This is a genomic window from Arthrobacter sp. efr-133-TYG-118, from assembly GCF_030209755.1.
GTDB lineage: Bacteria > Actinomycetota > Actinomycetes > Actinomycetales > Micrococcaceae > Arthrobacter.
In genome coordinates, this window is the sequence record NZ_JARVRH010000003.1 from 71976 (window position 1) to 96571 (window position 24596).

Annotated in this window: 28 protein-coding genes; 6 read left to right on the forward strand and 22 right to left on the reverse strand. The window is 64.1% G+C overall.

Features of this window, described 5'->3' with window-relative positions:
- Positions 1-25 precede the first annotated feature (25 nt).
- The 7 genes from QRN59_RS02290 to QRN59_RS02320 all read right to left on the reverse strand — a co-directional run bounded on the left by QRN59_RS02290 (position 26) and on the right by QRN59_RS02320 (position 6383).
- A complete protein-coding gene (locus tag QRN59_RS02290) occupies positions 26-649 on the reverse strand; it encodes a hypothetical protein (RefSeq protein WP_284980895.1) in 624 nt (207 codons plus the stop codon).
- A 123-nt stretch (positions 650-772) separates the two neighbouring features.
- Positions 773-1990 carry a hypothetical protein gene (locus tag QRN59_RS02295; protein ID WP_284980896.1) on the reverse strand — a complete coding sequence of 406 codons (1218 nt, stop codon included), beginning with the start codon at positions 1988-1990 and terminating at the stop codon, positions 773-775.
- Between the two features lie 84 nt (positions 1991-2074).
- The gene (locus QRN59_RS02300; RefSeq protein ID WP_350225210.1) at positions 2075-2794 is read right to left on the reverse strand and encodes a DUF3800 domain-containing protein; all 720 of its coding nucleotides are present in this window, start codon (positions 2792-2794) and stop codon (positions 2075-2077) included.
- Between the two features lie 99 nt (positions 2795-2893).
- On the reverse strand, positions 2894-4138 hold the full coding sequence (locus QRN59_RS02305; RefSeq protein ID WP_284980897.1) for a cation:proton antiporter: 1245 nt from the start codon (positions 4136-4138) through the stop codon (positions 2894-2896).
- Positions 4139-4177: 39 nt separating this feature from the next.
- Positions 4178-4573, reverse strand: coding sequence for a hypothetical protein (locus tag QRN59_RS02310; RefSeq protein WP_284980898.1), 396 nt, complete (start codon positions 4571-4573; stop codon positions 4178-4180).
- Entirely contained in the window at positions 4566-5138 is a 573-nt protein-coding gene (locus QRN59_RS02315) for an SRPBCC family protein (protein WP_284980899.1), read from the reverse strand. Before QRN59_RS02315 ends, QRN59_RS02310 begins: the two co-directional genes overlap by 8 nt.
- A gap of 93 nt (positions 5139-5231) precedes the next feature.
- A complete protein-coding gene (locus QRN59_RS02320) occupies positions 5232-6383 on the reverse strand; it encodes a sulfite oxidase (RefSeq protein WP_284980900.1) in 1152 nt (383 codons plus the stop codon).
- 486 nt (positions 6384-6869) lie between these two features.
- On the opposite strand from QRN59_RS02320, the gene QRN59_RS02325 reads away from it, so the two are divergent.
- The 3 genes from QRN59_RS02325 (at position 6870) to QRN59_RS02335 (ending at position 8527) form a co-directional block, all read left to right on the forward strand.
- Complete coding sequence (locus QRN59_RS02325; RefSeq protein WP_284980901.1) at positions 6870-7472, forward strand: DUF1214 domain-containing protein; 603 nt, start codon at positions 6870-6872, stop codon at positions 7470-7472.
- Between the two features lies 1 nt (position 7473).
- A complete protein-coding gene (locus tag QRN59_RS02330; RefSeq protein WP_284980902.1) occupies positions 7474-8127 on the forward strand; it encodes a DUF1254 domain-containing protein in 654 nt (217 codons plus the stop codon).
- Between the two features lie 94 nt (positions 8128-8221).
- Positions 8222-8527 (forward strand): hypothetical protein, encoded by a 306-nt coding sequence (locus QRN59_RS02335; protein ID WP_284980903.1) that lies wholly within the window; start codon positions 8222-8224, stop codon positions 8525-8527.
- A gap of 26 nt (positions 8528-8553) precedes the next feature.
- On the opposite strand, the gene QRN59_RS02340 is transcribed toward QRN59_RS02335, so the two are convergent.
- Genes QRN59_RS02340 through QRN59_RS24505 form a run of 3 tightly spaced genes read right to left on the reverse strand, consistent with a single transcriptional unit; the run spans position 8554 to position 10138 of the window.
- Positions 8554-9195, reverse strand: coding sequence for a dihydrofolate reductase family protein (locus tag QRN59_RS02340; RefSeq protein WP_284980904.1), 642 nt, complete (start codon positions 9193-9195; stop codon positions 8554-8556).
- A gap of 38 nt (positions 9196-9233) precedes the next feature.
- Positions 9234-9665, reverse strand: a complete 432-nt coding sequence (locus QRN59_RS24500; protein WP_350225211.1) for a hypothetical protein — start codon at positions 9663-9665, stop codon at positions 9234-9236.
- Entirely contained in the window at positions 9611-10138 is a 528-nt protein-coding gene (locus QRN59_RS24505; RefSeq protein ID WP_350225212.1) for a hypothetical protein, read from the reverse strand. The genes QRN59_RS24500 and QRN59_RS24505 overlap by 55 nt, the downstream gene beginning before the upstream one ends.
- A gap of 123 nt (positions 10139-10261) precedes the next feature.
- Here QRN59_RS24505 and QRN59_RS02350 point away from each other — a divergent pair, with 123 nt between their 5' ends.
- Entirely contained in the window at positions 10262-10735 is a 474-nt protein-coding gene (locus QRN59_RS02350; RefSeq protein WP_284980905.1) for a MarR family winged helix-turn-helix transcriptional regulator, read from the forward strand.
- On the opposite strand, the gene QRN59_RS02355 is transcribed toward QRN59_RS02350, so the two are convergent.
- The 10 genes from QRN59_RS02355 to QRN59_RS02400 form a co-directional block, all read right to left on the reverse strand.
- A complete protein-coding gene (locus QRN59_RS02355) occupies positions 10732-10986 on the reverse strand; it encodes a hypothetical protein (RefSeq protein WP_284980906.1) in 255 nt (84 codons plus the stop codon). The genes QRN59_RS02350 and QRN59_RS02355 overlap by 4 nt on opposite strands.
- A 195-nt stretch (positions 10987-11181) precedes the next feature.
- A complete protein-coding gene (locus QRN59_RS02360; RefSeq protein ID WP_284980907.1) occupies positions 11182-11964 on the reverse strand; it encodes an SRPBCC family protein in 783 nt (260 codons plus the stop codon).
- Positions 11965-11987: 23 nt separating this feature from the next.
- Positions 11988-12842, reverse strand: a complete 855-nt coding sequence (locus tag QRN59_RS02365) for an FAD binding domain-containing protein (protein ID WP_284980908.1) — start codon at positions 12840-12842, stop codon at positions 11988-11990.
- Positions 12839-15208 (reverse strand): xanthine dehydrogenase family protein molybdopterin-binding subunit, encoded by a 2370-nt coding sequence (locus tag QRN59_RS02370; RefSeq protein ID WP_284980909.1) that lies wholly within the window; start codon positions 15206-15208, stop codon positions 12839-12841. The genes QRN59_RS02365 and QRN59_RS02370 overlap by 4 nt, the downstream gene beginning before the upstream one ends.
- Positions 15205-15735 carry a (2Fe-2S)-binding protein gene (locus QRN59_RS02375; protein ID WP_284980910.1) on the reverse strand — a complete coding sequence of 177 codons (531 nt, stop codon included), beginning with the start codon at positions 15733-15735 and terminating at the stop codon, positions 15205-15207. Before QRN59_RS02375 ends, QRN59_RS02370 begins: the two co-directional genes overlap by 4 nt.
- 90 nt (positions 15736-15825) lie before the next feature.
- Positions 15826-16992: an XdhC family protein gene (locus tag QRN59_RS02380; protein WP_284980911.1), complete on the reverse strand. Its 1167-nt coding sequence runs from the start codon at positions 16990-16992 to the stop codon at positions 15826-15828.
- Complete coding sequence (locus tag QRN59_RS02385) at positions 16985-18121, reverse strand: vWA domain-containing protein (protein ID WP_284980912.1); 1137 nt, start codon at positions 18119-18121, stop codon at positions 16985-16987. The genes QRN59_RS02380 and QRN59_RS02385 overlap by 8 nt, the downstream gene beginning before the upstream one ends.
- Positions 18122-18125: 4 nt before the next feature.
- Complete coding sequence (locus QRN59_RS02390) at positions 18126-19022, reverse strand: AAA family ATPase (RefSeq protein ID WP_284980913.1); 897 nt, start codon at positions 19020-19022, stop codon at positions 18126-18128.
- 43 nt (positions 19023-19065) lie between these two features.
- Entirely contained in the window at positions 19066-20127 is a 1062-nt protein-coding gene (gene moaA, locus QRN59_RS02395) for a GTP 3',8-cyclase MoaA (RefSeq protein WP_284980914.1), read from the reverse strand.
- Positions 20128-20239: 112 nt separating this feature from the next.
- Positions 20240-20926 carry a DUF2848 domain-containing protein gene (locus tag QRN59_RS02400; RefSeq protein ID WP_284980915.1) on the reverse strand — a complete coding sequence of 229 codons (687 nt, stop codon included), beginning with the start codon at positions 20924-20926 and terminating at the stop codon, positions 20240-20242.
- A gap of 147 nt (positions 20927-21073) precedes the next feature.
- Between QRN59_RS02400 and QRN59_RS02405 the strand changes: the two genes are divergently transcribed.
- On the forward strand, positions 21074-22465 hold the full coding sequence (locus QRN59_RS02405) for an MFS transporter (RefSeq protein WP_284980916.1): 1392 nt from the start codon (positions 21074-21076) through the stop codon (positions 22463-22465).
- A 68-nt stretch (positions 22466-22533) separates the two neighbouring features.
- Here the strand turns inward: QRN59_RS02405 and QRN59_RS02410 are convergent, their stop codons facing one another.
- Entirely contained in the window at positions 22534-23190 is a 657-nt protein-coding gene (locus tag QRN59_RS02410) for a GntR family transcriptional regulator (protein ID WP_284980917.1), read from the reverse strand.
- A 32-nt stretch (positions 23191-23222) separates the two neighbouring features.
- Here QRN59_RS02410 and QRN59_RS02415 point away from each other — a divergent pair, with 32 nt between their 5' ends.
- Positions 23223-24017 carry a carbon-nitrogen hydrolase family protein gene (locus tag QRN59_RS02415; RefSeq protein ID WP_284980918.1) on the forward strand — a complete coding sequence of 265 codons (795 nt, stop codon included), beginning with the start codon at positions 23223-23225 and terminating at the stop codon, positions 24015-24017.
- Positions 24018-24028: 11 nt separating this feature from the next.
- On the opposite strand, the gene QRN59_RS02420 is transcribed toward QRN59_RS02415, so the two are convergent.
- Positions 24029-24562: a DUF2087 domain-containing protein gene (locus QRN59_RS02420; protein ID WP_284980919.1), complete on the reverse strand. Its 534-nt coding sequence runs from the start codon at positions 24560-24562 to the stop codon at positions 24029-24031.
- Positions 24563-24596 lie beyond the last annotated feature (34 nt).

A 24596-nucleotide genomic window follows, 5' to 3' on the forward strand; every position in this document is an offset into this window, starting at 1 on the left:
CAGTCGAAGGCGGTGCCGGGCGGAGTCAGGAGGGTACGACGACGGCGGGCGGGCCGCGTCTGCTGTCTTGCCTGAGGTTCCGCCACGGGCGGGGGATGAACACGGCAGGTGCGCTGAACGCAACAGCTGAGCTGCCGGCGTCGGGCCTGAAGATCAGGCGGATGAGCTGCAGGAGGGGACGGAGCCAGGCCTCGAGCTGCCATAGCGCCTGCTCGCCCTTGGCCAGGAGCAATGCCGAAGCGGTAGTGGCGAGGGCGTGCCCGGTCAGCATCAACCAGCTGAGGGGAGTGTCGACCTCGTGAAAATGCACTGTTTCAGCGCCCATCGGCGGGGAGAGGTGCCCGGCCGCCAAGTGGTGTGCCGGTGACCCCGGAGCCGGGACGGTGAGCGGACCGAATGCTGTGAAGGCTTCGTGCAGGACCAACTGGCCGGCTCCCAGAAGTGCGGCAATGACCGGGAACCCGAGTCTGAACCGGGTGGCAAGGGTGGTGACGAGCCCGGTCAAGGCGAGGACTGCCAGCAGGACGGGCGCGACGGGAAGCGCGCCGCCGGAGAGCACGTGGGCCCCTGCTGCGAGGGCAACAATGGCGACTGCAAGGGCGCCCGAACGCATGGCATGGAAGGGTGTCCGGGCATGCGATGCGCGCACGGGTTCCTCCCTCGGTAGCGTTCAAGCGGTGGTTGACCGTCGAGTTCCGGCTGGTCAACCCGGTCATTCTACCGGTGGTTCGTGGCTGGTTAGCTGTCGGATGGGTCGTGTGACGGGGTTCTGCTAGCCAGAGTGGACCGGGCCAGGTTCGAAATCGTCTTCCATGGCAAGAACCAGGGCGAGCGCCGGGATCACACACTGGATGACCGCCGGTGGAACGGTGTAGTGGGTGTCCGCCTCGACGAGGCCAAGATCGGCGAGGGTGGTCAGTTCGCGGCGTGCCCGCATCGCCTCGAACGCGCGCAGGACCTCGTCCGCCGATTCGTTCGCTTCCGCACTCTTTAGTTCGTCCACGCTGACGGGCTCTCCAGTGGCTCCCGTCAGTAGGACCCTGGCCAGGGTTGCATTATCCCGGGGACCTTCCTCCCACATGCTGCCGGAATCCATCACTGCACTGGCAAGGAATACCGTGAGGAACTCACGCCGTATCTGAAGCCTCGAATCTAGGTCCAGTGAGTTCCACGATTCGACGGCCGCGCCGGGTGCGGCACGTGTTGACCCGATCGACAGGCCATCGATGTCCACCAGCGCGGCCCAGATTTCACGCAGCACGGGAACTTCGTGCATGGAGCCGACTTCAAATGACTCCGGATCGGCTTCGGCCGCGCCTTCGCCCTCCGAGAGAGGCCCTTTCCCGGTCTTTTTCCCTCTGGCTTTCACTCCTACCGCTCCGGCAGCACCTTCAATGTCTTTCAGCCGGAGCACGCCAGTGCTGGTGACGTCCTTTCCGGCTCCGAGCCACTCCAGCAAACGTCCGGTCAACTGGAGAACGGGCAGTTCCTGGAACGCCCGGTCCTGCTCTTCGTCGGAGAGCTCCGGGATGTCGCCAGGAAGATCCATTTCCCCGGCAGCTTCTTCGCTGAGGAGCATATGGACGACGAAGTAGTCCTCCTCGGTCCCCGACCAGCGGCCCGTTTCAAAGAGGAATTCAGCGTAAAGGTGCAAGTAGTCGAAGATCTCGACAAGCGCCTCACCGCTGTCTGACTCGTCAAGCATGCCGGCAAGGGCAAGGGCTGCATCATCCAGGCTGTCGGGGTCGAAGCTGGTTGCGGAGCTTTCTTCGCTGATCGCGTGGCTTGCCGTGATGAAGAGTTTGACTATTGCCAAGCACTGAAGGGCGTCTTCGGCGTCACTGAATCTTTCGTACCAGTGAACGAAATCCGGGGTGAAGGAGTCGACGACGCGATGGTTGAGGACCAACTGCAAGGGCATTTTGGGGGCCGAAGGCACTGCCTTGAGATGCCCGCCGCGGGCCTTTGGCTTTTTCGTTTTCCGGCTCATAGCCACTCCTTCGTTCCGAGCGCATTACTACCGTCGAGTCTCAGGCCCGTAAGTGTTTCTTCTTGTTGATCTCAGATAGACTTATTATGGTCGGTGACAAGACGTCCATGGGATGTCTTCCGGGGTTTCCTGGATAGCTGGCCTTGATCTTGCCCGGCCCCAAGGAAAAAAGTAAGACTTCAACTGCGGCTGGACTATCGGCTCGAACCACGAGCATTCACGCTCTTCCAGACGTCGCTGGACAGCCCAAAGCGCGTCGTCGGCGACTTGAAGCCCCCATGACGATGAAGATTCCCAAACGCCCAGGATGATGTTCCGGTCCTGGGCATTGCAGACTTCACGGAGCGATTCCCGCGCGAGTTCGCTGCGTTTGTTCGTGCCAAAAGTGCCGGCGATGACGTAGAGGGTATCTTCACGGGTGGACACTTGCTTCGCGATTTCGCTGAGGTGCAGCCGCCAAGCCAGCTTGTACAACTCCATCTGCCCTCGGGCGCGGACTGCATCATAAGCATTCGCTTTACAGAGAAAAGTAGTGTCAATTCGAGGTTTCTGCCGGTGGATTGCGGCAAAGACTTCGTTCCGAACGGCATGCCGGTCATTTTTCGCGTGGAAGCCCCTGGCCAATTGGGTTCCTTCGCCTTCGAGCCGTGCTCGGAGCGTCAGTCCATCCCAAAGATGGTGTCCGTGATCTTCCCGGAAGACCGCGGAACCGAATCCGAAGTAGATGCTGGCTGCGGAGCCTTTGGAGGCCCCGTCGAAGTCCAAATTGCCAGTCTCATCTACGTACATGAACACATCAGCCATTGGAGCCCACTTCCGTGGCTCCAACACAAATAGTTTGCTTTTTCCCCTGGCACGGCATGGACCTGAGAATACCGGACGTCATGCCGTGGGCTTGGGGGATCAGGCGGTTACCGCGGGACCGTCTTCGGAGGGCTTGCCTGCCGGGCCTTTGCCGGCTTCGCCTTTGCTCGCTGGCCCCCCGCTCTTTGGCGCTTCGTCTGCCGAACCCGGTGCGGCTTCCGAAAAGCTGCGTGCCGCCCTCGAACCCGCGATGGTACTTGCCCCGATACTGATGAGGGCGCCGAGGATCATGGCGGCGGCTTCGCCCGGTTCCAGCAAATGCAATTGGGATCCGATGGTGGCGGCGGCAACCGGTACTCCCAATTGGGACGAGGCCAGCACAGCGAGCGGAAGGGGCTGCCCGAGGGCCCGGAGGCTTCCATGCACCAGCAGCGTTCCAAAACCAAGGCAGATCCCGAGGAGAATCATTCTCGGGCTGCCGGCAAGGGTCCGCAGGTCAAGCGATGCCCCCAGCCAGACGAAGAACACCGGCCCCAGGAAACCATCGCTCACGGCGAAGAGCTGGTGCGCCAGTCGACGGGGTTCGCCCACCGCGGAGACCACCAGGCCGAAGGAGAACCCGGCCAGCATAATCGAGACGTGGCCCAGGACCGCCAGCCCGGAAAGCGCGAAGAGCAAGGCCAGCTGGATCCGCAGTTCCAGCGCGAACTTCCGGTCCTCGGAAATGTCATGCAACCGTCCGCGGTTGCCACTGTTCTCCAGCCATCGAAGCACAAAGAACAAGACCAGCGCGCAAGCCGCGACGACGGCAGCCCCCACCGCCGCCCGGCCGGCGTTAGGCGGGTCAACGGCTAACGGAAGCGCCACGATGCAAGCGATGTCAGCGATCGCCACTTGCGCCGTCGTCGTCAGGACCTTCGGCCCTGTCAGCCGGAGCGAGTCGACGATCGGCAAGACCAGTGCTGCGGAGGAGGAAGCGAGCAGAACGATGTAGAGGGGAGCATGTCCGGTGCCGAAGGCAAAAGCGATGACGACTCCGACGACGGCGGCCAGCACCGCGGCGATCCCGGCGCGCAGGGCGCCGCTACCCAGGGCGGGACGGATGGCTTTGTCCCGCACGGGGACATGCGTTCCGGCAACGAACATGATGAGGGCGAACCCGACGTCGGCGACGAAGGTGAAGGTGGGATCCGAAGAGTCCACCAGGCCCAAGCCCGTGCGTCCGATGACGATGCCCGCCAGCAACTGTCCCAGCACAACGGGAAGGTGCCATTTCCGGGGCAGCGCCAGGAGCGGCCCGAGGAGCGCGACTGCGGCGATCAGCGAAAGCTGAAAGAACGACACGTTCCTCCTTCTATTGGCACGGCGGTTGGTCTGCGGTGGTTACCGGGGCGCATCAGCCAGTTTCAGGGGAATGTCCGTGTTCTCGTCGGTGTAGTAGCTTGCGCACACCCGGTGATAGCCGTCGGCCACCTGCGCGGGCATGCCCGTGGCCAGATCTCCCCGCACCATCAGGATGGGCGAGAGCTTCTTGCCCTCCTTGATCTTCTTCAGGTCCGAGGCCACGTGGGCGTTATCTTCCGGGAGCAGCGCCAAGCGGGCCGCACGGAGAATGTCCTTGGCCTTGCGGTGCTGGATGGGCGCCTCCTTGAGGGCCGCGACAACCGAGGCCACCACGTGGTCGGATTCCAGCAGGGAAAGGTAGTCCGCGGCGCTCGGATAGTCCTGGTCCTCGGGCTCCGACAACCAGCGGACTTCGCCCTTGTTATCGTCAGGCATGCGTTGTGCTCCTTGGCCAGCGGTATCGGCTTGCAAACGTAGGCGGCGCCGGACGGGGGACCTTGGAGAGGTCCGTGCCGGGACGCCGTCGTCGTAATTCCAGGGCGAGGCTTTCTTGTCCGCGTGCCATCGCCCAATGGTGATTCGCGGCGAAAGCGGGCTTGAGCAGCCAGCTTAGCCGCCGGAGCAGTGGTTTCGACGTGCTGACCCGCCAGTCATAGGTGACCACCGTTTCCGGGCCGTCCTGTTCGAAAGTCCAGCGCCCGGTACCACGCAGGTCACCGCTCGCCGCGATCGCGAAACCTCGCTCGGTAATGGGTTCGGTGACCGTGAACCTCCAGCGAAGCGTGTACGGCAGCCAACCCTTGGAGTGCAGGGAGAAGGCTTTGCCCGTTCCGTCGGCGTTTCCCGGATCCAGCGGAACAACCCTCAGATATACCGAAGGCCACCAGCGGGGCAGTGTTCCGGCGTCGCCCAAAATATCCATGACCTCATGCGGGGTCCCCGCGACGCGCCAGACAGAGAGGAACTCGTAGTCGGCGTTGCTCTTGGAAGTGCCGCCCATTGCTGCCTCCAAGGCGCGGATGGATAGTGGACTCACAGTACTCATGCCGTTGCACACGGTCAACGGCCCGGCTTCGGCGTGCCCGCGGGCCGGTTACTCCCGGACGGTCACACTCAGCCGTTGGATGTCGTTGTTTCCCATGCCTTGGTAGTTCCACTCCGGCGTGTCTGGCTGGGTCTGCCCGGTGGAATCCGTCGCACGGCATGCCAACTCGTGGGAACCGGGTGTTGCGATCCACGTGAATGTCCATCCGCGCCACGCATGCCTGCCGGTCGGGGCCTGAAGTTGGCCCTGCTCCCAGACCCCGTCCACACAGACTTCCACGCTGTCCACGGTTCCCTTCCCGGACCAGGCCCGGCCGCTCAGCTGGACCGGTCCCGCGTCCACGGTGCGTTGCCGCGTGAAGAAATCGGGAACGCCGGGGGGAACCATGAGGGAGCGGACTTTGATCCGCTGGACGGGTTCGCCGGGATCGTCTGCGTCTTGGGTATAGCGGTAGGAGTCAAGCTGTTGGTAACCGTCGAAGCTGTGGTCTATTGCCTCGATGGATTGCAGCCATTTGACGCTCGTCATCCCGTACCAGCCCGGGACCAGCAGCCGGACGGGGTAGCCATGCTGCGGTGGCAGGGCTTGGCCGTTGACCTCATAGGCGAGCAGGACGTCGTCGGACATCGCTTCCGCGAGCGTCAGGCTGCGCGCGTACTGATGCTCCACACCGCCCTGGATCCCGCGGTCCGCGCCTGTGAAGACGAGCTCGACGGCGTCGGGTGACACGCCGGCGTCGAACAGCAACGGAGCGAGCGGGGTCCCGGTCCACTCGGCGGTGCCCACTCCACCCTGGTCCCAGGGTTGGCTCACAGGCCGCGGTTCCAGCCGCGAGCGGCCGTTGCCGGCGCACTCCATCGTGACTGCCTGGGTGCGGCGCTCGCGGTGCTGGAGGTCAGGCAGGGTGTACTCGTGCGGATGGTCCACGAGACCGCCAATATTCAGCCGCCACGAGACGGGATCGATCAGGGGAACGTCGAAATGGACCAGGAGATAGTGCATGCCCAGCGGAGTGACGGGCCATCGGAGCATCTCCAACGGCATGGCATGGTTGCGCGAAGCTAGTTGCAGTTCTTCGCGGGTGATGGGACCGGTTGTTGGAGTGGCCGGGGCGGTAGGTTCTGTCGGCGAGGCGGGGGCGGTGGGGGCCGGGGTGGCAACAGCGGCGCCTTCCGCTGTGCGGCGGGTGTTGACGCTCATGCTCCCAGTATGGGCGCCCAGGACTGTAGTGTCACTGGAATTTGCCTTGGGCAACGAGGGGCTGGTCCCGGAAGCGGGGCTTTCGGCGACGTGGGCGCCGGAGTCCGGTTGCGGGACGCTCTGCGGTCCGCGTCCAACGTCGGGCTGTTGGGAAAGTATTCTTCATTGAGTTGGTCTTTGGTGCTCGCGCTCCTGGACTGAGACAGATGAAGAAGGAGAGCCTCCATGAAGAACCGAGCCCCACGACTCGACGTGAGTGGCGTTCTCCTTGTTTGGGCGCTGATATTCGGGCTTTGGCAACCATTTGTATGGTGGCGCGGGATTGTCGCTGCCGTATGTTTGATCGTCGCGCTGTGGGGATTTATTGCTTGGTACCGGCGTCGTCCTGGGCGGGCGCGCTAGCGTACTTAATTTCCGGGCGGCTGGCGGTTATCTGTTCTTGAAGAAGATGACCAATGCGCTTTAGTGCGGTGGTAGTTTGCGGTTATGGCTAATGCCCTCGTGTGGTTCTCACAGTCCGGTGTGGTGCAAGGACTGATTCTCGGTGCCGTGCTGGCGTTCTTGACGGCGATCCTCACGATGAATGCCGTGGGCAGGGCGGTGACAACGACTGTCAACGGTTGGAGTGCCATCCGCAAATGCGGCCAGCCCGGCAACGGAGTCCTCGTGCGGGCCGCCTGCGCCAAAGCCCTTCCCGTCGTGAATGTGTTTGAGGAGGCCGCGTATTGGACGACCACGGTGGATGTCTCAGGGCAAACGCTAAGCGGCGGGCATGGATACGTCCTGCATTTTCCTGCCGGGAAACTCCCCCCGAATGACGCCTTCTGGTCGCTCACTCCGACCGATACCGTCGGGTATATGGTGGACAATCCAACTAACCGCTACAGCGTCGGTGACCGTTCACCTCTCGTGGAGAACGCCGACGGTTCTGTCGATATCTATCTCCAACATGAGGCTCCGGACGGGCACGAGCAGAACTGGCTGCCAATTCCAACCGGGAAGTTCAAGCTGACGTTCCGCGTGTATCTGCCTGGCGCGGCTATTCTCGACGGCACGTACCAATTGCCTCGCATTGTCAGGGCGCATTGAGATGAACCGCCTCATCTTGAAATACGGACGTCCCCTTACGGCTGTCATTCTGGCGGTCTTCGCCTGGGTCATCTACCGGCGGATCGCCAATGGGGACGGGATCATTCCACTCGTCATAGCGGCAGTCATCGTCTGGGGGCTCGGCGCACCCGCGTTCATCTACCTCTGGCCGCGACTCACGGTCAATGGATACAAGAGGGCGATTCTCAAGCATGGGTTCGGTGCGGGCCCGATCCCCGTCAACACGCTGTACGCCGTGCCCGGCACCTCTTCGCCGTCGACGTCGCACGGGAGTCTCATGGCAACCGGAGCCGACGATTTGCTCTACGTCGGCGGCTGGCTCGACGTGAGTAAGGGGCCTCAAGTCCTACACGTACCGGACATGGCCGGGCGCTACTTCAGCGTGCAGTTCACCGACCCGTCGAAAAGCACAAACTTTGCCTACGTCGGCAAACGCACAACGGGAACCAACGCCGGCGACTATGTCCTCAGCGGGCCCGGCTGGAAGGGAACCGTACCAAACGGCATGACGCAGATTTCTTCGCCAACCCACTCCGCGCTTGTCATTGGCCGAGTCTTCGTCGAAAGCGACAGCGATCTTCCGACCGCTTACGCGCTTGCGAAGCAAATACAGCTCGCGCCGCTGAAACAGTAGCGGTCGACGTGACCGGCCCAGACGTACGACGGCGGACGGCTCGCCGCCGATGACTTGCCGAAAGTCCATTTTCAGGACACCGGAGGAGATCAGAATGTCTGCAACGCTCAAGCTGACGTACAGGACCATCGGGGTGGAAGTCCGTCGCGGCACGTACGAGGCCATAGTTGACGGGAAACATGCCGGGACTGTCGAACTGAACGAGACAATCGACATAACGGTCGAACCTGGACATCACACCCTGCAAGTCCGAAATGGTCGAAATTCGAGCAGGACCAAGTCCTTCGACGTCACCGAGGGCGAGATCGCCAGATTCCGGTGCGGCGGGAAGAGCCCCCTACCGATCTTTCTCTTGTCGTTCCTTGTTCCCAGCCTGGCACTCACGCTCAAACGCGAGTAGATGGAACCCGCCATACCGTGTGAGGGTTATCGGCGGAAGGTGACGTGGATGATGCCGCTTTCGGCGGTCTCTGACGTGACGGTGTATTCGCTTTCCAGCCCCCGGAGGTCGTCCCAAAGCCGTATCCCACTACCGAGCAGGATCGGTGTAATTGCGACGTGTAGCCGATCAACGAGTCCGGCCCTGAGGTAGTCGCGCACCACGGTGGGACCCCCTCCGATACGCACGTCCATTTCACCCGCCGCACTGAGCGCTTGTTCAAGCACTTCTGCCGGGCTGGCATTTACGAAGTTGAAGGTCGTACCGCCGGCCATTGTGATGGAAGGGCGGGGCGTGTGAGTGAGGACGAACACGGGGACGCGGAACGGAGGCTCGTCACCCCACCAGCCCTTCCACTCGGGGTCGTCGGGGAAGTTATGGAACCCGAACATGCCGGCACCCATAATCTCCGCTCCGACCCCTTCGAAGTAGGCCGCTGCGTATCTGTCGTCAACGCCGGTCGTTCCTTCTCCACTGGTGTCGTGCAAGACCCGCTCGCGGAACGTGCGGGTGGACGTATATGCCTCAACCAGGCGGCCCCAATCCGATCCGAACGGATTCTCCGGAGTTGCGTCGGTGGTCGTGGCGAAACCATCCAGCGAGATATTCAGGTCAACTCGAACAGCCATGGTGAAGGTCCCCTCAGATCAGTGGTTGCGTTATGCAATCACCATACTGGTGGTGAGATCACAGTCACCAAAGAAATCAGGGAGGAATTCACGGAAGAACTCATCGTTTCTGACAGCGCGGAATCTTCGACACCTGAGGTATCCAGCAGCGCACGGCGTCGCGGTATTGCCGGAATTCTTCGCCGAATCGTTCCTCCAGGATTTCGGATCCAGCGATACGGACCTGCGATGACCAGATGGTTGGGCATTGCCGATGGCAGCGGCGTGCCATCTCCCAATGTCGACATCGCTATAGCCGCCGAGATGCCAAGGGCGCTGGCCAGTACCAGAACCGCGAACCCGACAGGAGCTGCAAACGATGGAAACGGGAATGCCACCGCCCAGCGCTGATCGAGAGCCGCTATCCCAAACGGAATCACCGCCAGGAAGAACCCCCAAAAGAGGACAATTTGCCCGAATGTTGAGGCCACGTGGTTTGCGCGGTCGCGCGGGGGATCGCGGGACGGAATGCGAACGGACCGCGGACGATCCACGCGGTCGGCACACGCCCTAGCAAAACAAGGCAGAGAGCGAGCAGCGAACCTGCGGCCGCGGCGCCCATAGTGAGTACGCCCCAGCCCGCTTCGGTTGTGATCGTGGCGTGTACCGCCAGTGCGACGGCGACAACGCCCGTCCAAGCCGTATTCACTACCGCGGCGGCCTTAACGCCAAATGCCGCCATGGCCGAGGCCACGACAAACAAAGGAATGTCGAAGACGGCAACGGCAACCGGGTCGAGGTTACCGAGCGTCGCCTCGCGCACTACCGGCGACAGGAAAACTGCGGTCCACCATGAAAAACCGGCAATCGCCTGCATGGCGAAATAAGCTCTGCCCCACCAAGCAGCTCCGCCCCGCCGAATCAAGGGCGTCACCGGCTCAACCCAAACATCGGTAGTCCCCATCGAAGGCAATTTTGGCCTCAGCCTACCGAATTCGAACGCTGCGTCCGTGTAGGGGTGTGACCGTCGCAGGACTATAACCCCCCCCAACCCCCACAAAATCCCCTCACGGCTACAATGAGACATATGCCGGACATTGAGCGTTGGCCCACCGGAAGGTTGCTGTCTACAGCAGCCCGGTTGGTGGAACACGCTTGGGACGAGAATCTTAGGGCAATCGGCCTCACCCACGCCGGCGTCATCGCGCTGGAGGTTCTTTCAGCCACCGGCCCCATCACCCAGACCGCGCTGGCCCAGATCGTGCGTGTGCAGGCCCAGACCATGGGGCAGACCCTCAGCAGGCTCGAGGCCCACGGCCACGTAAGCCGCCGCCGAAGTTCCGAGGACCGCCGGGTGCACGTCGTTTCGCTGACCGACGCCGGCAGGGAAGCGCTTGAGCGGGCGGTCGAATCGGAACAAGAGGTTCTTGCCCAGGTGTCGATCGATACGTCGATGTTCAGGCAGGAATTGAAGACAGTCGTGCGCGAGCTGGCAGGCCGACAAGCACCAGGGGGAGCCGACGCCAGCGCCCCTCTTGCCTCGGCAGCACGGGAAGACTAGTCCGAGGAAACCTCGACGGCGGACCGCCCACCGGGCGTAGGACCCTCACCGCGCCCGGACCGCTCACCGCGGGCAGCCAACTCATCCAGGACTGCGTCGTACCAAGACTTGACCCCGAACTCAGGCTTCCCGACGTCGAGCAGCCTGAAGAGGGCGTCGGCCAAAAAGTTGAGCTCCGCAACGGACAACTTCGCAAGCCCCTGGACCGGGTCCAGTTCGCCTTCCAGGCATGAGGTGAGCAGTGCGTTCATAGCGCGGCTCCAAGCGTGGGGGCAGCCACGCAAGAAGACTTGGAAGAGAGTGGGGTCCGGCGGGTCATGGGGTCACTCCACGGAAAGAGTTCCTAGGGCCGCTGCATAACCCACCCTGATGATATCGACACGCCGAGGAGCGCGGCAAGCGCCGCGCCGCCCGAAGCCCGCGCCAACACAGCCCAAATAGCGCGCTCAGTTCCTACCACGTCGCCGGGCAAGCCAAACCACCACGGCCAGGACCGCGGCGGCGCAAAGCACGGGGCCGAAGCGGCGCACCAGCACCGGCCACACGGCTGAGCCCAGATCCAATTCCGGCGACGCAAACGGCGCGGACACAGGCGCAGGTGTAGCCGCAGCCGCTGACACGGGCGCCGCAGGAGGCCCGGCCACCGGCGCTGCAGGACCCGAGGCGGGGGGCCCGGCGGCGGCAGGCCCCGCGGCCGGCTCCCCAGGCTCCGTCACCTCGGCAGCCGCCCCGGACTCTGCAGACGCAGCCGAGCCTCCGGCGTCGGGCTCGACATCGCGCGAAGCCCCGCCGCCCGCCTTACCAATTACGCACTGGACAAACTGCTCCAGCAATTTGTCCGAGATGTCCTGGATGACGCCCCGGCCGAACTGGGCTGGTTTCCCGGTGACGTTCATGTCGGTGGTCACGTCCACTGAGGTGCCGTCGCCGTCGGCAGTCAGCACTGCAGTCACCGTGGCGCCCGCTGTGCCGTTGCCACGTTTGTCCTTCCCCGTGGCCGAAATGACCACGGTGTGCGTCTCCTGGTTGCGCTCGAGGAATTCACCGGTGCCGGTGTAGATCATGGCGATCGGCCCGAGCTTGACCTTGACCGTTCCGGTGAACTGCTCGCCGCTCACGGACGTGAGGGTCGCCCCGGGGAAACACGGCGCGATGTCTTCCAGTTGGTTGAAGGAATGCCAGGTGTCCTCCAGCGAACTTGGAACCACGAAGTGATGTTTGAGTTCCACGTCTCCCTCCCGCCCGGATTCCGCTAGAGCCCGGCGGCCGCGATGACGGCCCGCTTGGTCAGGACCTCGGCCAGGTGGCGGCGGTAGGCCGCGTCCCCATTGAGGTCGCTCGCGGGATCGGTCCCTTCGGCAGCGTGTGCGCTCGCGGTGGCAATCGATTCCCGGGTCAGCGGGGCACCCACGAGTGCCTGTTCGACGGCGGTCGCCCGCAACGGCGTGCTGGCCATGTTGGTCAGGCCGATCCGCACCTCGGCGATCGTGCCGCCATCAACCCTGACCATCGCGGCCACCGCGACAATGGACCATTGCTGGGCCACCCGGGTGAACTTCTCATAGTGCGCACCCCAACCGGCGTACTTCGGCACCCGAACATGGGTGAGGATCTCGCCGTCGTCGACGGCGGTGGTGAAGTACCCCTGGAAGAAGTCCGCCGCTGCCACCCGGCGTTCCCCGTTCGGACCTGCCAGGATGAACGTCGCGTCCGCGGCCAGCACCGGCGCGGGCATGTCACCCGCCGGGTCGGCGTGCACAAGAGCGCCGCCGAATGTGCCGCGATGGCGGACCTGCGGATCAGCGACCGTCGCCGCGGCCTTGGCCAGCAACGGCACGTGCTCGGCAATGAGAGGGTCGGTGGCTATCTGGTGGTGCGTTGTCATGGCCCCGATCAGCAGTGCATCGCCGTCGTCGCGGACTCCGGACAGCTCGCCGATACGGCCCAGGTCGACCACCATCGCCGGGTCGGCCAGGCGCAGCTTCATCACGGGGATCAGGCTTTGACCCCCGGCCAGCAGCTTCACGTCGTCACCGGCGTCGGCCAACACGCCCAACGCCTCCGCAACCGTAGCCGGAGCAGCGTAATCGAATGCGCTCGGAATCATTGCACACCTCCGGTCGTCTTGGCTTCTTCGAGGGCGGCCCACACGCGAGACGGCGTACAGGGCATCTTGATGTCCGTCACTCCAAGGTGCCGCACCGCATCCAGCACGCCGTTGACAATGGCGGGCGTCGAGGCGATGGTTCCCGCCTCGCCGACTCCCTTGGCCCCCAACTGGTTGGTGGTCGAAGGGGTCTCGGTACGCGCCGTCGTGAAGTGCGGCAGATCCGGCGCACTGGGCACCAGGTAGTCCACGAACGAGCCCGTGACCAGGGTGCCGGCGTCGTCGTGAACGGCTTCCTCGTAGAGGGCCTGGGCGATTCCCTGCGCCAGGCCGCCGTGGACCTGGCCCTCCACGATCAGCGGATTGACCACCACCCCGACGTCGTCCACGCAAACGTACTTGCGGATGGTGACCTGCCCGGTCTCGGTGTCCACCTCCATGGCGGCCAGATGGGTGCCGTGCGGGAAGGAGAAGTTCTGCGGGTCGAAGGTGGCATCCGAGTCCAGATTGGGCTCGAACCCGTCCGGCAGGTTGTGCGCGGAGAAGGCGGCGAAGGCGATTTCACCGAGCGCCGTGGACTGATCGGTGCCCTTGACACTGAACTTGCCTTCCGTGAACTCGATGTCCTCCTCGCTGGCTTCCATCATGTGCGCTGCCACAACCTTGGCCTTCTCGATCACCTTGTCCGCAGCGGCCAACACAGCCATTCCGCCGACAGTCAGTGACCGGGAGCCGTAGGTGTCCAGGCCCCGCTGGGAGGTCTGGGTGTCCCCATGCAGCACTTCGACATTTTCGAACGGCACTCCCAGCCTGTCGGCCACGAGCTGGCTCCACGCGGTTTCGTGGCCCTGGCCGTGGGCGGAGGAGCCGGTGACTACTTCGATGTTGCCGGTGGGCAGCACCCGCACTTGGGCGTGTTCCCAGCCGCCAGCCGCGTAACTGAGTGCGCCAAGCACCCGGGACGGAGCCAGGCCGCACATTTCGGTGAACGTGGAGATGCCGATGCCGAGCTGGACGGGATCGTTGGCTTCGCGACGCAGCGCTTGCTCGGCCCGGAGCTCGTCGTAGCCAAAGAGCTCCACAGCCTTCGCGGTGGCGGCCTCGTAGTTGCCGCTGTCGTATTCCAACCCGGCCACTGTGGTGAAGGGGAATTCCTCGTGTGTGATCCAGTTCTTCTTCCGCACCTCCAGGGGATCTATGCCGAGTTCGACGGCGAGTTCGTCCATCAAGCGCTCGATCGCAAAGGTTGCTTCCGGTCGGCCTGCGCCGCGGTAGGCATCGGTCCACGCCTTGTTGGTGAAGAGGTTGGTGCATTCGAACCTGTAAGCCGGGAACTTGTAGATCGAGTTGTACATGAAGGCACCGAGGATCGGGACACCGGAGGTGACCAGGCCCAGGTAGGCGCCCATGTCCGCCAGCAGATGCACGTCCAGCCCCGTGACGATCCCTTCCTTCGTGGCCGAGAGCTTGACCTTCTGCACTTGGGCGCGACCGTGGTGGGCCGCCATGAGCGATTCACTGCGGGTCTCGGTGTACTTGCATGGTTTGCCGGTGTGCCGGGCCGCAAGCACGGTGATGGCTTCCTCGGGCGTCACCTGCAGTTTTCCGCCGAAGCCGCCGCCCACGTCCGGCGCGATCACGCGGACTTTGCTTTCCGGAATGCCCAGGGTTAGCGCCAGCATGAGCCGAAGAATATGCGGTATCTGGGTGGCCGACCACACGGTGATCTGCTCACCCGTGGGGTCCACTACCGTCGACCGAGGCTCCATGAAGGCCGGGATCAGCCGCTGCTGGTAGAACGTACGCTCAATGAGGACTTCCGCGCCCTCGAGCGCCTCGCTGATCGCTTTGCCTGTGCCGGCCTCGCCCGAGTCAAAGATCCAGGTTGCCGATTTGTTGGTGCCCAGGTCCGGGTGGGCCAGCACCTCATCCTTCAACGCCTCTTCCAGGTCCAGGACGACAGGCAACTCCTCATAGCTGACATCAACCAGTTCGACGGCGTCGCGGGCTGCGGCGGCGCTGCGGGCAATGATGCACGCAACGACTTCGCCGGCAAAAGCCACGGCGTCGACGGCGATCGCCGGGTGGGCTGGAGCCTTTTGTTCGGGCGTTATCGGCCAGGCGTTGGGCAGGCTTCCCTGCTGCGCGGCCACGTCCGCTCCAGTGAGCACAGCGACGACGCCGGGTGAAGACTTCGCGGCGGAGGCGTCGATCGACGTGATCTTCGCGTGGGCGAACGGACTGCGGACCATGGCCAAATGGAGCATGCCGGGCAACGTCATGTTGTCCGTGTATCTGGAGCGTCCGGTGATGAGGTGGGCATCTTCCTTGCGGAGGCGGGCCCTACCGACTTCGGCGATGGTCATGCCACACCTGCCGTTTCCGTTTCATCGCTGTCCGCGGACACCGTGCTGTCTGCCGAAACCGTGCCGTCAGCGGCGGCCTGCACCGCGGCGACAATGTTCTGATATCCCGTGCATCGGCAAAGGTTCCCCTCGAGGCCGTCCCGGATTTCCTTCTCGGTGGGGTGCGGGTTTTCGGCGAGAAGGGAGGCCGATTGCATGATCATGCCGGGTGTGCAGAAACCGCATTGCAGGGCATGGCACTCGTGGAAGGCTTGCTGCAGCGGGGCGAGCTTGCCGTCCCGAGCCAAGCCTTCGATGGTGGTGACGTTGTGGCCGTCTGCCTGAACCGCGAACATGGTGCAGGATTTGACGCTGACTCCGTCCAGATGGACGGTGCAGGCGCCGCAGTTAGTAGTGTCGCAGCCGATCAATGTGCCGGTCTTGCCAAGCCGTTCGCGCAGGTATTGGACCAGCAGCAATCGTGGCTCGACATTGTCTGTGTAGCTCACATCATCGACTTCAACGGTGATCGTCTTGGAACTCGCCATTGGGATCTCCTGTCGCGTTGGAGACGAGCACCACTGCCCGGCATCCAGTCCTGATGTGACACAGGTTACTCCTCGGAGGAGGCGAGCGCCTTAGCTTGGCTTGAGTTCGTACCCCGCATCGTCGTGGTCCGCTTCCACTGTGGGTTCGTGGTGGATCCGCGCTTCCATCGTGCTCAATCTTCCGCCGCCGCCGCCCCAGTGCAAGGCAATGATTTCGGCGGCGATGGAGACGGCTGTTTCCTCGGGCGTGCGGGATCCCAGGTCCAGGCCGATCGGGCTGGAGAGCCTCGCCAATTCGGCCTCGGTCAGTCCCGCTTCGCGCAGCCGTTCCAGTCGGTCGTGGTGCGTGCGCCGGGATCCCATCGCCCCCACATAGGCCACGTTGTGGCGGAGCGCCAACTCCAGCAGCGGAACGTCGAATTTCGGATCGTGCGTCAGTACGCAGATCACGGTGCGTTCATCCACTTGGCCGGCACTGATTTGCGCCTGCAGGTAGCGGTGCGGCCATTCCACCACCACCTCGTCCGCCTGCGGGAACCGGGCAGCCGTTGCGAAGACCGCGCGTGCGTCGCAGACCGTGACCCGGTAGCCGAGGAAGGTGCCTTGCTTGGCGACGGCGGCGGCAAAGTCAATCGCACCGAACACCAGCATCCGCGGCTGCGGGGCGAAACTGAGGGCGAAAACGCGCATGCCCTCCCCGCGCCGCTGACCGTCCGGTCCGTACATGAGCGTGGCGTTGCGGCCTGCGGCCAGCAGGCCTTGGACATCATCGGATACCGCATGGTCGGCACGCTCGCTGCCCAGGGAACCGACGAACCCATCAGGGCGGACTACCAGGTGGCGGCCCAGCCAGGCCGGATCGGGGTGTTCGATCACGGTGACGATGGCAACCGGGCGGCCCGCACCGACGTCGTCCGCCACTTGCGGCAATTCCGGGAAGATTTCCGTGGAAACCGGCTCGACAAAAATGTCCAGGATCCCACCGCAGGTCAGGCCGACCTCGAACGCGGCATCGTCACTGATCCCGTAGCGTTGGAGCACCGGCCGCCCGGACTCAACCACCTTGGTGGCCAGTTCGTAGAGGGCTCCTTCGACGCACCCGCCGGACACCGAGCCGACCGCGCTGCCGTCGGCGTCCACCATCATGGCGGCCCCGGCGGGGCGCGGTGCGGAGCGGAAGGTGCGCACCACCGTTCCGAGTCCTACTGTGTGGCCGGCCGCTATGGCGGCGACCAGATCGTCCAAGACCTCACGCATTGGCAACCACGTCCAACAACTCCTCGAAACTTTGCATTGAGTGCCCCCCTATAAAGAAGTCAACGTGCGGCAGCACCGCCCTGATTCCCCGCTGCAGGGGCTCGTACCCCGCTTTGCCGCGGTGCGGGTTGGACCAAATGATCCGCCTCGCCAGATGGTGCAGCCGTTCGGCCTGGCGTCCCAGCAGTACCGGGTCGCCTCGCTCCCATCCGTCGCTGGCAATCACGACGACGGCGCCGCGCACCATCACGCGCTGGCCCCACCGGTCGTTGAAGGCTCGCAGCACCTCTCCAAGCCGGGTTCCGCCGGACCAGTCGGGGACCGTGCGGCCGGCGAGGGCCAGGGCATTGTCCGGATCGGGAACCCGAAGCGCTCCCGTCACACGCGTCAGCCGGGTGCCCAGCGTGAACACCTCCACCTGGCGCGGGGCGGCTTCCACTACCCGGTGGGCCAAGCGCAGCAGGCTGTCCGCGTACGGCGCCATCGAGCCCGAAACGTCGATCAACCAGACCATCCGGCGGGTTTTGCGCGGAGCCCTGGCGCGGCGCAGCGGCCCCGGTTCCCCGCCGCGGCGCAGTTGGTCGCGCAGGGTCCGTACGCGGTCGACGTCGCCGTGCCGGTCGAGGTGCTTGCGCCGGGTCGGCCGGGTGGGCAAGCGTACCGGGAGCTCATCGAACATCCGGTGCAGCAAGGCCCGTTCCGCGTCGTCGAGGACGGCTACATCACGGTGCCGCAGCAACTCCCGGCGGCTGGCGAGTGCCCGCAACTGTTCCCGCCCAGATTCCGTGCCGCCGTCGTCGTTGTCCAAAGCGGCGGCGCTGACCGACGTCGCGGAAGTCTCCAGGCGTTGGGCAGCTGAATGTTCCACGGCGAACCAGGCCTCAAACGTCCGCTGGTAGGCGGGCAGATCCTCCGGCGAGGCGCACAGGGTGGCGCGGCCGGCCCAGAACACGTCCGAGCGGCGGTCCAGCGCGAGCCTGCCAACCGCGTCGACGAAGCTGAGTGCCCGGTCCGCGGTCACTTTCACTCCGGCCGCACGCACCGCGGCAGCAAAAGCCAGCAGGATCTCTTCGGCGCTGTGCGACTCTGGTTTCTGGCCTCCCTGGGTGCTCTGGCCTGCCGGTGGCATGGGCTCAGCCGAGCATCCGGGACAGGGCAGCCGAGACCCGTTCGGTGTCTTCGCGGTACTTGCACAGCGCGCCGATGCTGGCCGCGGCCGAAGCGAGGTCCAACTCCGATCTGCCTAGCTGGTGCAGCGCACGGGCCCAGTCCAGGGTTTCGGCTACCCCGGGAGGCTTGAGCACGTCGTCCGTGGACCGGATCTGCTGCACGACGCGCACAACCTGCTCGGCAAGGAGCGCAGGCACCTGGGGGAGTCGGGTGCGGACAATTTCGACTTCGCGGGCCAGCCCGGGGTGGTCGATCCAGTGGTAGAGGCACCGGCGTTTGAGCGCATCGTGGAGGTCGCGGGTCCGGTTGGAGGTGAGCACTACGATCGGCGGGGTGTCGGCCTTGACCGTGCCGAACTCCGGGATGGAGACCTGGTAGGTGGAGAGCACCTCCAGCAGGAACGCCTCGAACTCGTCGTCGGCACGGTCGATTTCGTCGATCAGAAGCACGGCCGGGCTCTGCTGGAGCGCCTTGAGGATGGGGCGGGCCAAGAGGAACCGTTTGTCGTAGAGCGAGCTTTCCAGCTCGGCCACGCTCAGTCCCGCGCCCATTCCCGCGCCGCCGCTGGCCTCCACGCTGCGCAGGTGCAGGATCTGGGCGGTGAAGTCCCAGTCATACAGCGCCTGCGAGGCGTCGATTCCCTCATAGCACTGCAATCGGATCAGCGGCAGCCCGAACCCTTCCGCCAGGGCCTCGGCGAGGGAGGTCTTGCCAGTGCCCGGTTCGCCCTCCAGAAGCAGCGGCCGTTCCATGCTCAGGGCCAGGTAGCCGATGGTGGCCAGGCCGTCGTCGGCGAGGTAGCCGGTGGCGGCAAGCATTTCGGCCAGCGCTGCGGCGGAGCTGATCGACGTCTGCGTCATGGCACCAGCATAGGGTCACTGGCCCGGCTGCGGTCTGCTTGGGCTACCCGCCGATGTACGACATTTCGATCTTGTGTGGCGCGGCGGGGTCTTGAGGGGTGTGGGCCCTGTCTAGAGGGGTGCGGGCACCGCGCAGTTCCGAGTAGCGGTCGGTGCGGCCGCCCCACAGGGCGGACAACGCCGTCGAAAGCTCGACGTCGGACGCGCCGCCTCTCAGGAGTGCCCTAAGGTCAGTGCCGGCTGTGGCGAAGAGGCACGTGAACAGCTTCCCGTCGGCGGAGAGCCGGGCCCTCGTGCATCCGCGGCAAAAGGCCTGGGTCACGCTGGAAATGACTCCGATTTCGCCGCTGCCGTCCGCGTAGCGCCAGCGATCCGAGGTCTCGCCGGGGTAGTTGGGCGCCACGGGCTCCAGCGGGAACACCGCGCCGATGCGGGCCAGGATCTCGGCTGAGGGCACCACTTCATCCATTTTCCAGCCGTTGGAGGCACCCACGTCCATGTACTCGATGAACCGCAGAATGAACCCGGATCCCTTGAAATGGCTCGCCATGGGAAGAATGTCCTGGTCGTTCGTACCGCGCTTGACCACCATGTTGATCTTCACCGGCCCCAGTCCGGCGGCCTGGGCAACGTCCGCGGCGTGCAGGACCTTCGCCACGGGATAGCCGACGTCGTTCATGGCCTGGAAGGTCTCCTCCCGGAGGGAGTCCAGCGAAACCGTCACCCGGTTCAGCCCGGCATCCTTGAGGACTTCCGCCTTCTGCGCCAGGACCGAGCCGTTCGTGGTCATGGCGAGGTCCGGAGCCAGCCCGTCAGGAGTGCGCAGCCGGGCCAGCATCCTGACCAGTTCCTCGATGTCCTTCCGCAGCAAGGGTTCCCCTCCGGTCAGCCGGATCTTCCGCACCCCGTGCCCCACCGCGATCGACGCCAGCCTGGTGATTTCCTCAAACGTCAGCAGCTGGTCCCGGGGCATGAAAGCGAAATCCCGCCCGAAGATTTCCTTGGGCATGCAGTAGACGCAACGGAAATTGCATCGGTCCGTGACGGAAATCCGCAGGTCCCTCAGGGGCCGGTGGAAGGTGTCGGTGATGGAATTGGAGTCCATGCAGCGCCCTCTCAACGCGGTAGTAGTGCCGACCGCTTGTGCCTCTCCCAGCGTATGCCCGGTCCCGAACGCCCACAATGGAAGTTCGGCCGAAACAACGGCAGGGCCGGACTCAGCCGATAGGCTCCGCCATCTGCTCCACGACATACTGGGCGTCCACCGACGTGCCGGTCGTCGGATCCGTCATTTCCACCCTCCAGCTGCGGGCAAACTGGTCAACCCCATGTTTCATTGCCACCGTGCCTGAAATGAGGACCGTGCCCGGCTGGTTCAGGCCGCGTTCTTCGAGGACCGCCAGCCAGTAGTCCGGGCTGAGGAGCGCCTCCAGCGAACTGTCCTGGATAAGGGTGTCCGGAGTTTCGCCGACGCCTACCCAGCCCTTGAGCGTGATGGTGTCCAAATGGTCGCGCACATCATCCAGGCGCCAGGCTTTGCGTCCCAACACGTCCGGGCTGGCGTTCTTGCTCCAAGCTACGCCGTGGACCTCAAGCTCGCGATCCGTGTGGTCGCAGGCCACCGTCAGGAGCACGTCTTCATCAGTGATCACCAGCGCCCATTCCGCTTCACCCGAGGTACGGCCGTGTTGGACGCGGACTTCCGAGACCTGCTGGGCCAGGTACGGCGACACGGGGTACAGCGCCGGCGTGGTTGCGGGGCCGGGAATGCCGAGCTCGGCCAGCTCGGCGATGTGGGCCTGCACTTCTTCCTGCTCGCGCCCCGCGTAGCCGGCATTCAGGAGGTGCTTGACCTGGACGCTCCTCGAAGTGCCATCGGGAAGTTCAAAGCTCAGAGTCGTCATTTTCTGTCCATCCTTTACGTGTCCTGCTGGAGAAATTTTTCAAATCGGAAACCGGAAACAGTCGCCAATGTACAACCAGTATGCGTAATGTATACATTTAACGCCAGTGTGGCAGGCGTCACCGTAAACTTCTCGTGGAGGAAACCCATGGCCAAAGTCCCAGTTCCGGCTTCCGGCGCAACGCCGCGTCCAGTAAAGCCGATGCATCCGAAAGGCCTGTACAAGGCTTTTGCCGCAAGCCTCACCGGCACCGCGCTCGAGTGGTACGACTTTGCCGTCTACTCGGCCGCGGCCGCCGTTGTATTCCCCATTGTCTTTTTCCCGTCATCGGATCCCTTGACCGGGACCATCCTGGCGTTCTCCACCTACGCGGTGGGCTACGTGTCCCGTCCCGTGGGCGGCATCATTTTCGGCCGGCTCGGTGACCGCATCGGCCGCAAGAAGGTCCTGGTGACAACGCTGATGATCATCGGCGTCGCCACCGTGCTGATCGGGGTGCTACCTGGTTACGGCAGCATCGGCATCTCGGCCCCGATCATTTTGGTATTGCTGCGCTTCGCGCAGGGCGTTGGCGTTGGTGGCGAATGGGGCGGCGCGGTGCTGCTTTCCAGCGAATACGGTGATCCCCATCGGCGCGGCTTCTGGGCCTCCGCGGCCCAAGTCGGGCCGCCGGCCGGCAACCTCCTGGCCAACGGAACGCTGGCCGTACTGACCGTTAGCCTCAGCGAAGCGCAGTTCATCAGCTTCGGCTGGCGCATCGCATTCCTGGTCTCGGCCGTGTTGGTCGGGTTCGGTCTTTGGATCCGGCTGAAGCTTGAAGATACCCCTATTTTCAAGGCCATCGAGGCGCATGGCGAACAGCCCAACGCTCCGGTCCGTGAGGTCTTCAGCAAGGAACTCCGGCCGCTCGTCGCTGCCACCCTGTGCCGGGTTGGCCCGGACGTGCTCTACGCCCTGTTCACTGTCTTCACCCTGAGCTACGGAATCCAGGCCCTCGGCTATGACCGCAGCCAGGTCCTCACTGCCGTGTTGATCGGCTCGGCGTTCCAGCTGTTCATGATCCCGCTGGCCGGTGCAGTCTCCGACCGTTTCAACCGGCGCCTCGTCTACGTGATCGCGGCAGTGGTAGGAGCTGTGTGGACTTTCATCTTCTTCGGCATCCTGGGCGGGCACAGCGAGCCGCTGCTGATTGCTGGAATTGTCCTGGGCCTCATGGCGCACTCCTTCATGTACGGACCGCAGGCCGCCTTCATCGTGGAGCAGTTCTCCCCAAGGCTGCGGTCCACGGGAAGTTCGCTGGCCTACACCTTTGCCGGCGTGATCGGGGGCGCCATTGCGCCTTTGATGTTCACCCTGCTGTTGTCCAAGTTCGGCACCTGGATTCCGGTTGCCATCTATGTGGCCGTGGCCTCCGTCGTCACCATAGTGGGGTTGGCGCTCGGCCGGGACTCCAACACCGTGGAGGATGAGGACTACCGCCTGCTGCTCGAAGGATCTGCGGCAGCAAGCGGACAGTCGGCCGTCGCGGAAACGCGCTGACGCTGGCCGTCCGGATTATTTTGAGTTCAAGGATCTTCGCGAGCTGCGCTGGGCGGACGAAAACCGCGTCAGGTCCGGAGCAGGATGTCTCGCGTCACGGCCAGATGATGGTCTATGGCTTTCTGTGCCTTCCCCGCGTCGCCGGACACCAGGGCGTCCAGTATGTCCTGGTGTTCGGCGCACACCTGCTCGCGCCGGCCTCCGGTGCGGAACAGCGCGGAGACTCCCACCAAAATTTGCCGGACGTGGAGCTTGCTGTACGTCCGGGAAATGAGCTCGTTGCCCGCCGCGTCGATGAGCTGCTGGTGGAACAGGGTGTCCAGGCGGATAAACTCACGGGCCGCTTCCGGGCTCAGTTCCTCGGGAAGCTTTGCCTGCTGGTCGAGGGTTTCCTGCATAGTCCCGGCGGGAACCCGGCCTTGCTCGATGACCAGCCGGGCGGCGTGGCTTTCGAGGATTCCGCGCAGTTCCATCAATTCGGACATTTCCCGTCCGGTTACTGGAGGAACGTATGCTCCGCGCTGGGGAATCAGTTCCACCAAGCCGTCCGAGACCAGCAGCAAAAGTGCCTCACGCACTGGCGTACGCGATACGCCGATTTCCGCGGCCAATTCCTGCTCATTCAGGAACTTCCCCTGGACTTCGGGGTCGATCAGGATATTTTCACGCAGGTACGCGTATGCCTTCTCGCGGCCGGACGCCGCAGTCCCCGAACTTTTTCGCATACATCATGTATACAACAATCTGGAGTAAATTCATGCGTTTAGCCGTGGCACAAATCATCACGGGAGCCAATGTGGCCGCCAACCTGGAACTGATCCGAGAATACGCCACCCGCGCCAAAGTCGCTGGAGCCGAACTCGTGGTCTTTCCTGAAGCAGCGATGCGCGCCTTCGGCAACAGCCTGGCCGACATCGCCGAACCCCTGGACGGACCGTGGGCCACAGCGGTCCGCAGCCTTGCACGGGAGCTGGGCATCGCCGTCGTCGCGGGAATGTTCACTCCCGGAGAAGGCGGACGGGTCCGGAACACCCTTTTGGTCACCGGCCCCGGGATGGACTCGTCCTACGACAAGATCCACCTCTTTGATGCCTTCGGCTTCGCGGAGTCTGATTCGGTCGAAGCCGGCACGTCACCTGTAACCTTCGAACTCAACGGCACCGTGTTTGGCCTCGCCACATGTTACGACGTTCGTTTCCCCGCCCTCTTCACCGCCAACGCCCGGGCAGGAGCGCAGGTCAACATCGTCTGCGCCTCATGGGGCGCCGGCGAAGGCAAAGCCGGGCAGTGGGAGCTGCTGGTGCGGGCCCGCGCAGTGGACAGCACCACCTTCGTCGTGGCGTGCGGCCAAGGCGATCCCGCGAGCGTCGGCCTCCCCTCCGCAGGCACGGCGCCCACAGGCATCGGGCACAGTGCTGTGATCTCGCCACTGGGTGTCGTAGTCGCCGCCCTAGGAGAAAAGCCGGAACTCGCCATCGTCGACATCGATCCGTCTGTTGTGGAAGAAGTCCGGGGCAAGCTTCCCGTTCTGGCGAATGCCAGGGATGTTTAGCCGCGCGGAGACTAGAGTCTGTCTTCTTTGAGGGCCAGCCAGTACGCCGAGCCGTCCGACGTTCGGCCCATGATGCTCGAGTCCACGAGATACCGCCGGAGCATTGGCACGTCTCCAGTAAACCGGGCGAGGCGTTCGTTAAGCTCCCGTTCCGCCACCCGCTCGCTGATCTCGAGGACGCGCGTCGCCACCCAAGCGAGAACCTCGAGTCGGTCTGCCTCCCTCGCCGGATAGCGATCAATGCGGCCCTCCGAGGTCAAGAAGCGCTCGACGCCGGACGGGCTGGGCGCCGACGAGAGGCTCGCCAGCGCGTCCCGGAAGACATGCTCGCGAATGCGGAAGCGGAAGCTGCCTTCGGACTCAACCTTCTCGACCAGCCCCGCTTGGTTGAGAAGCGTGAGCGCCCGTGCGAGTTTCGCCGGTGAAAGGGAGCTGCCCGGGGTTCCGCCAACGCTGATCTCAGCGAAGACCTTCCGGGCTTGGGCGTTTGCCAATGCCGCGAGGAGGCGCCGCACATCCGGCGTCGTCAATGAGTCGCTCCCCATGCGCCCAGCATAGGCACAAATAGGCGCCGGGCAG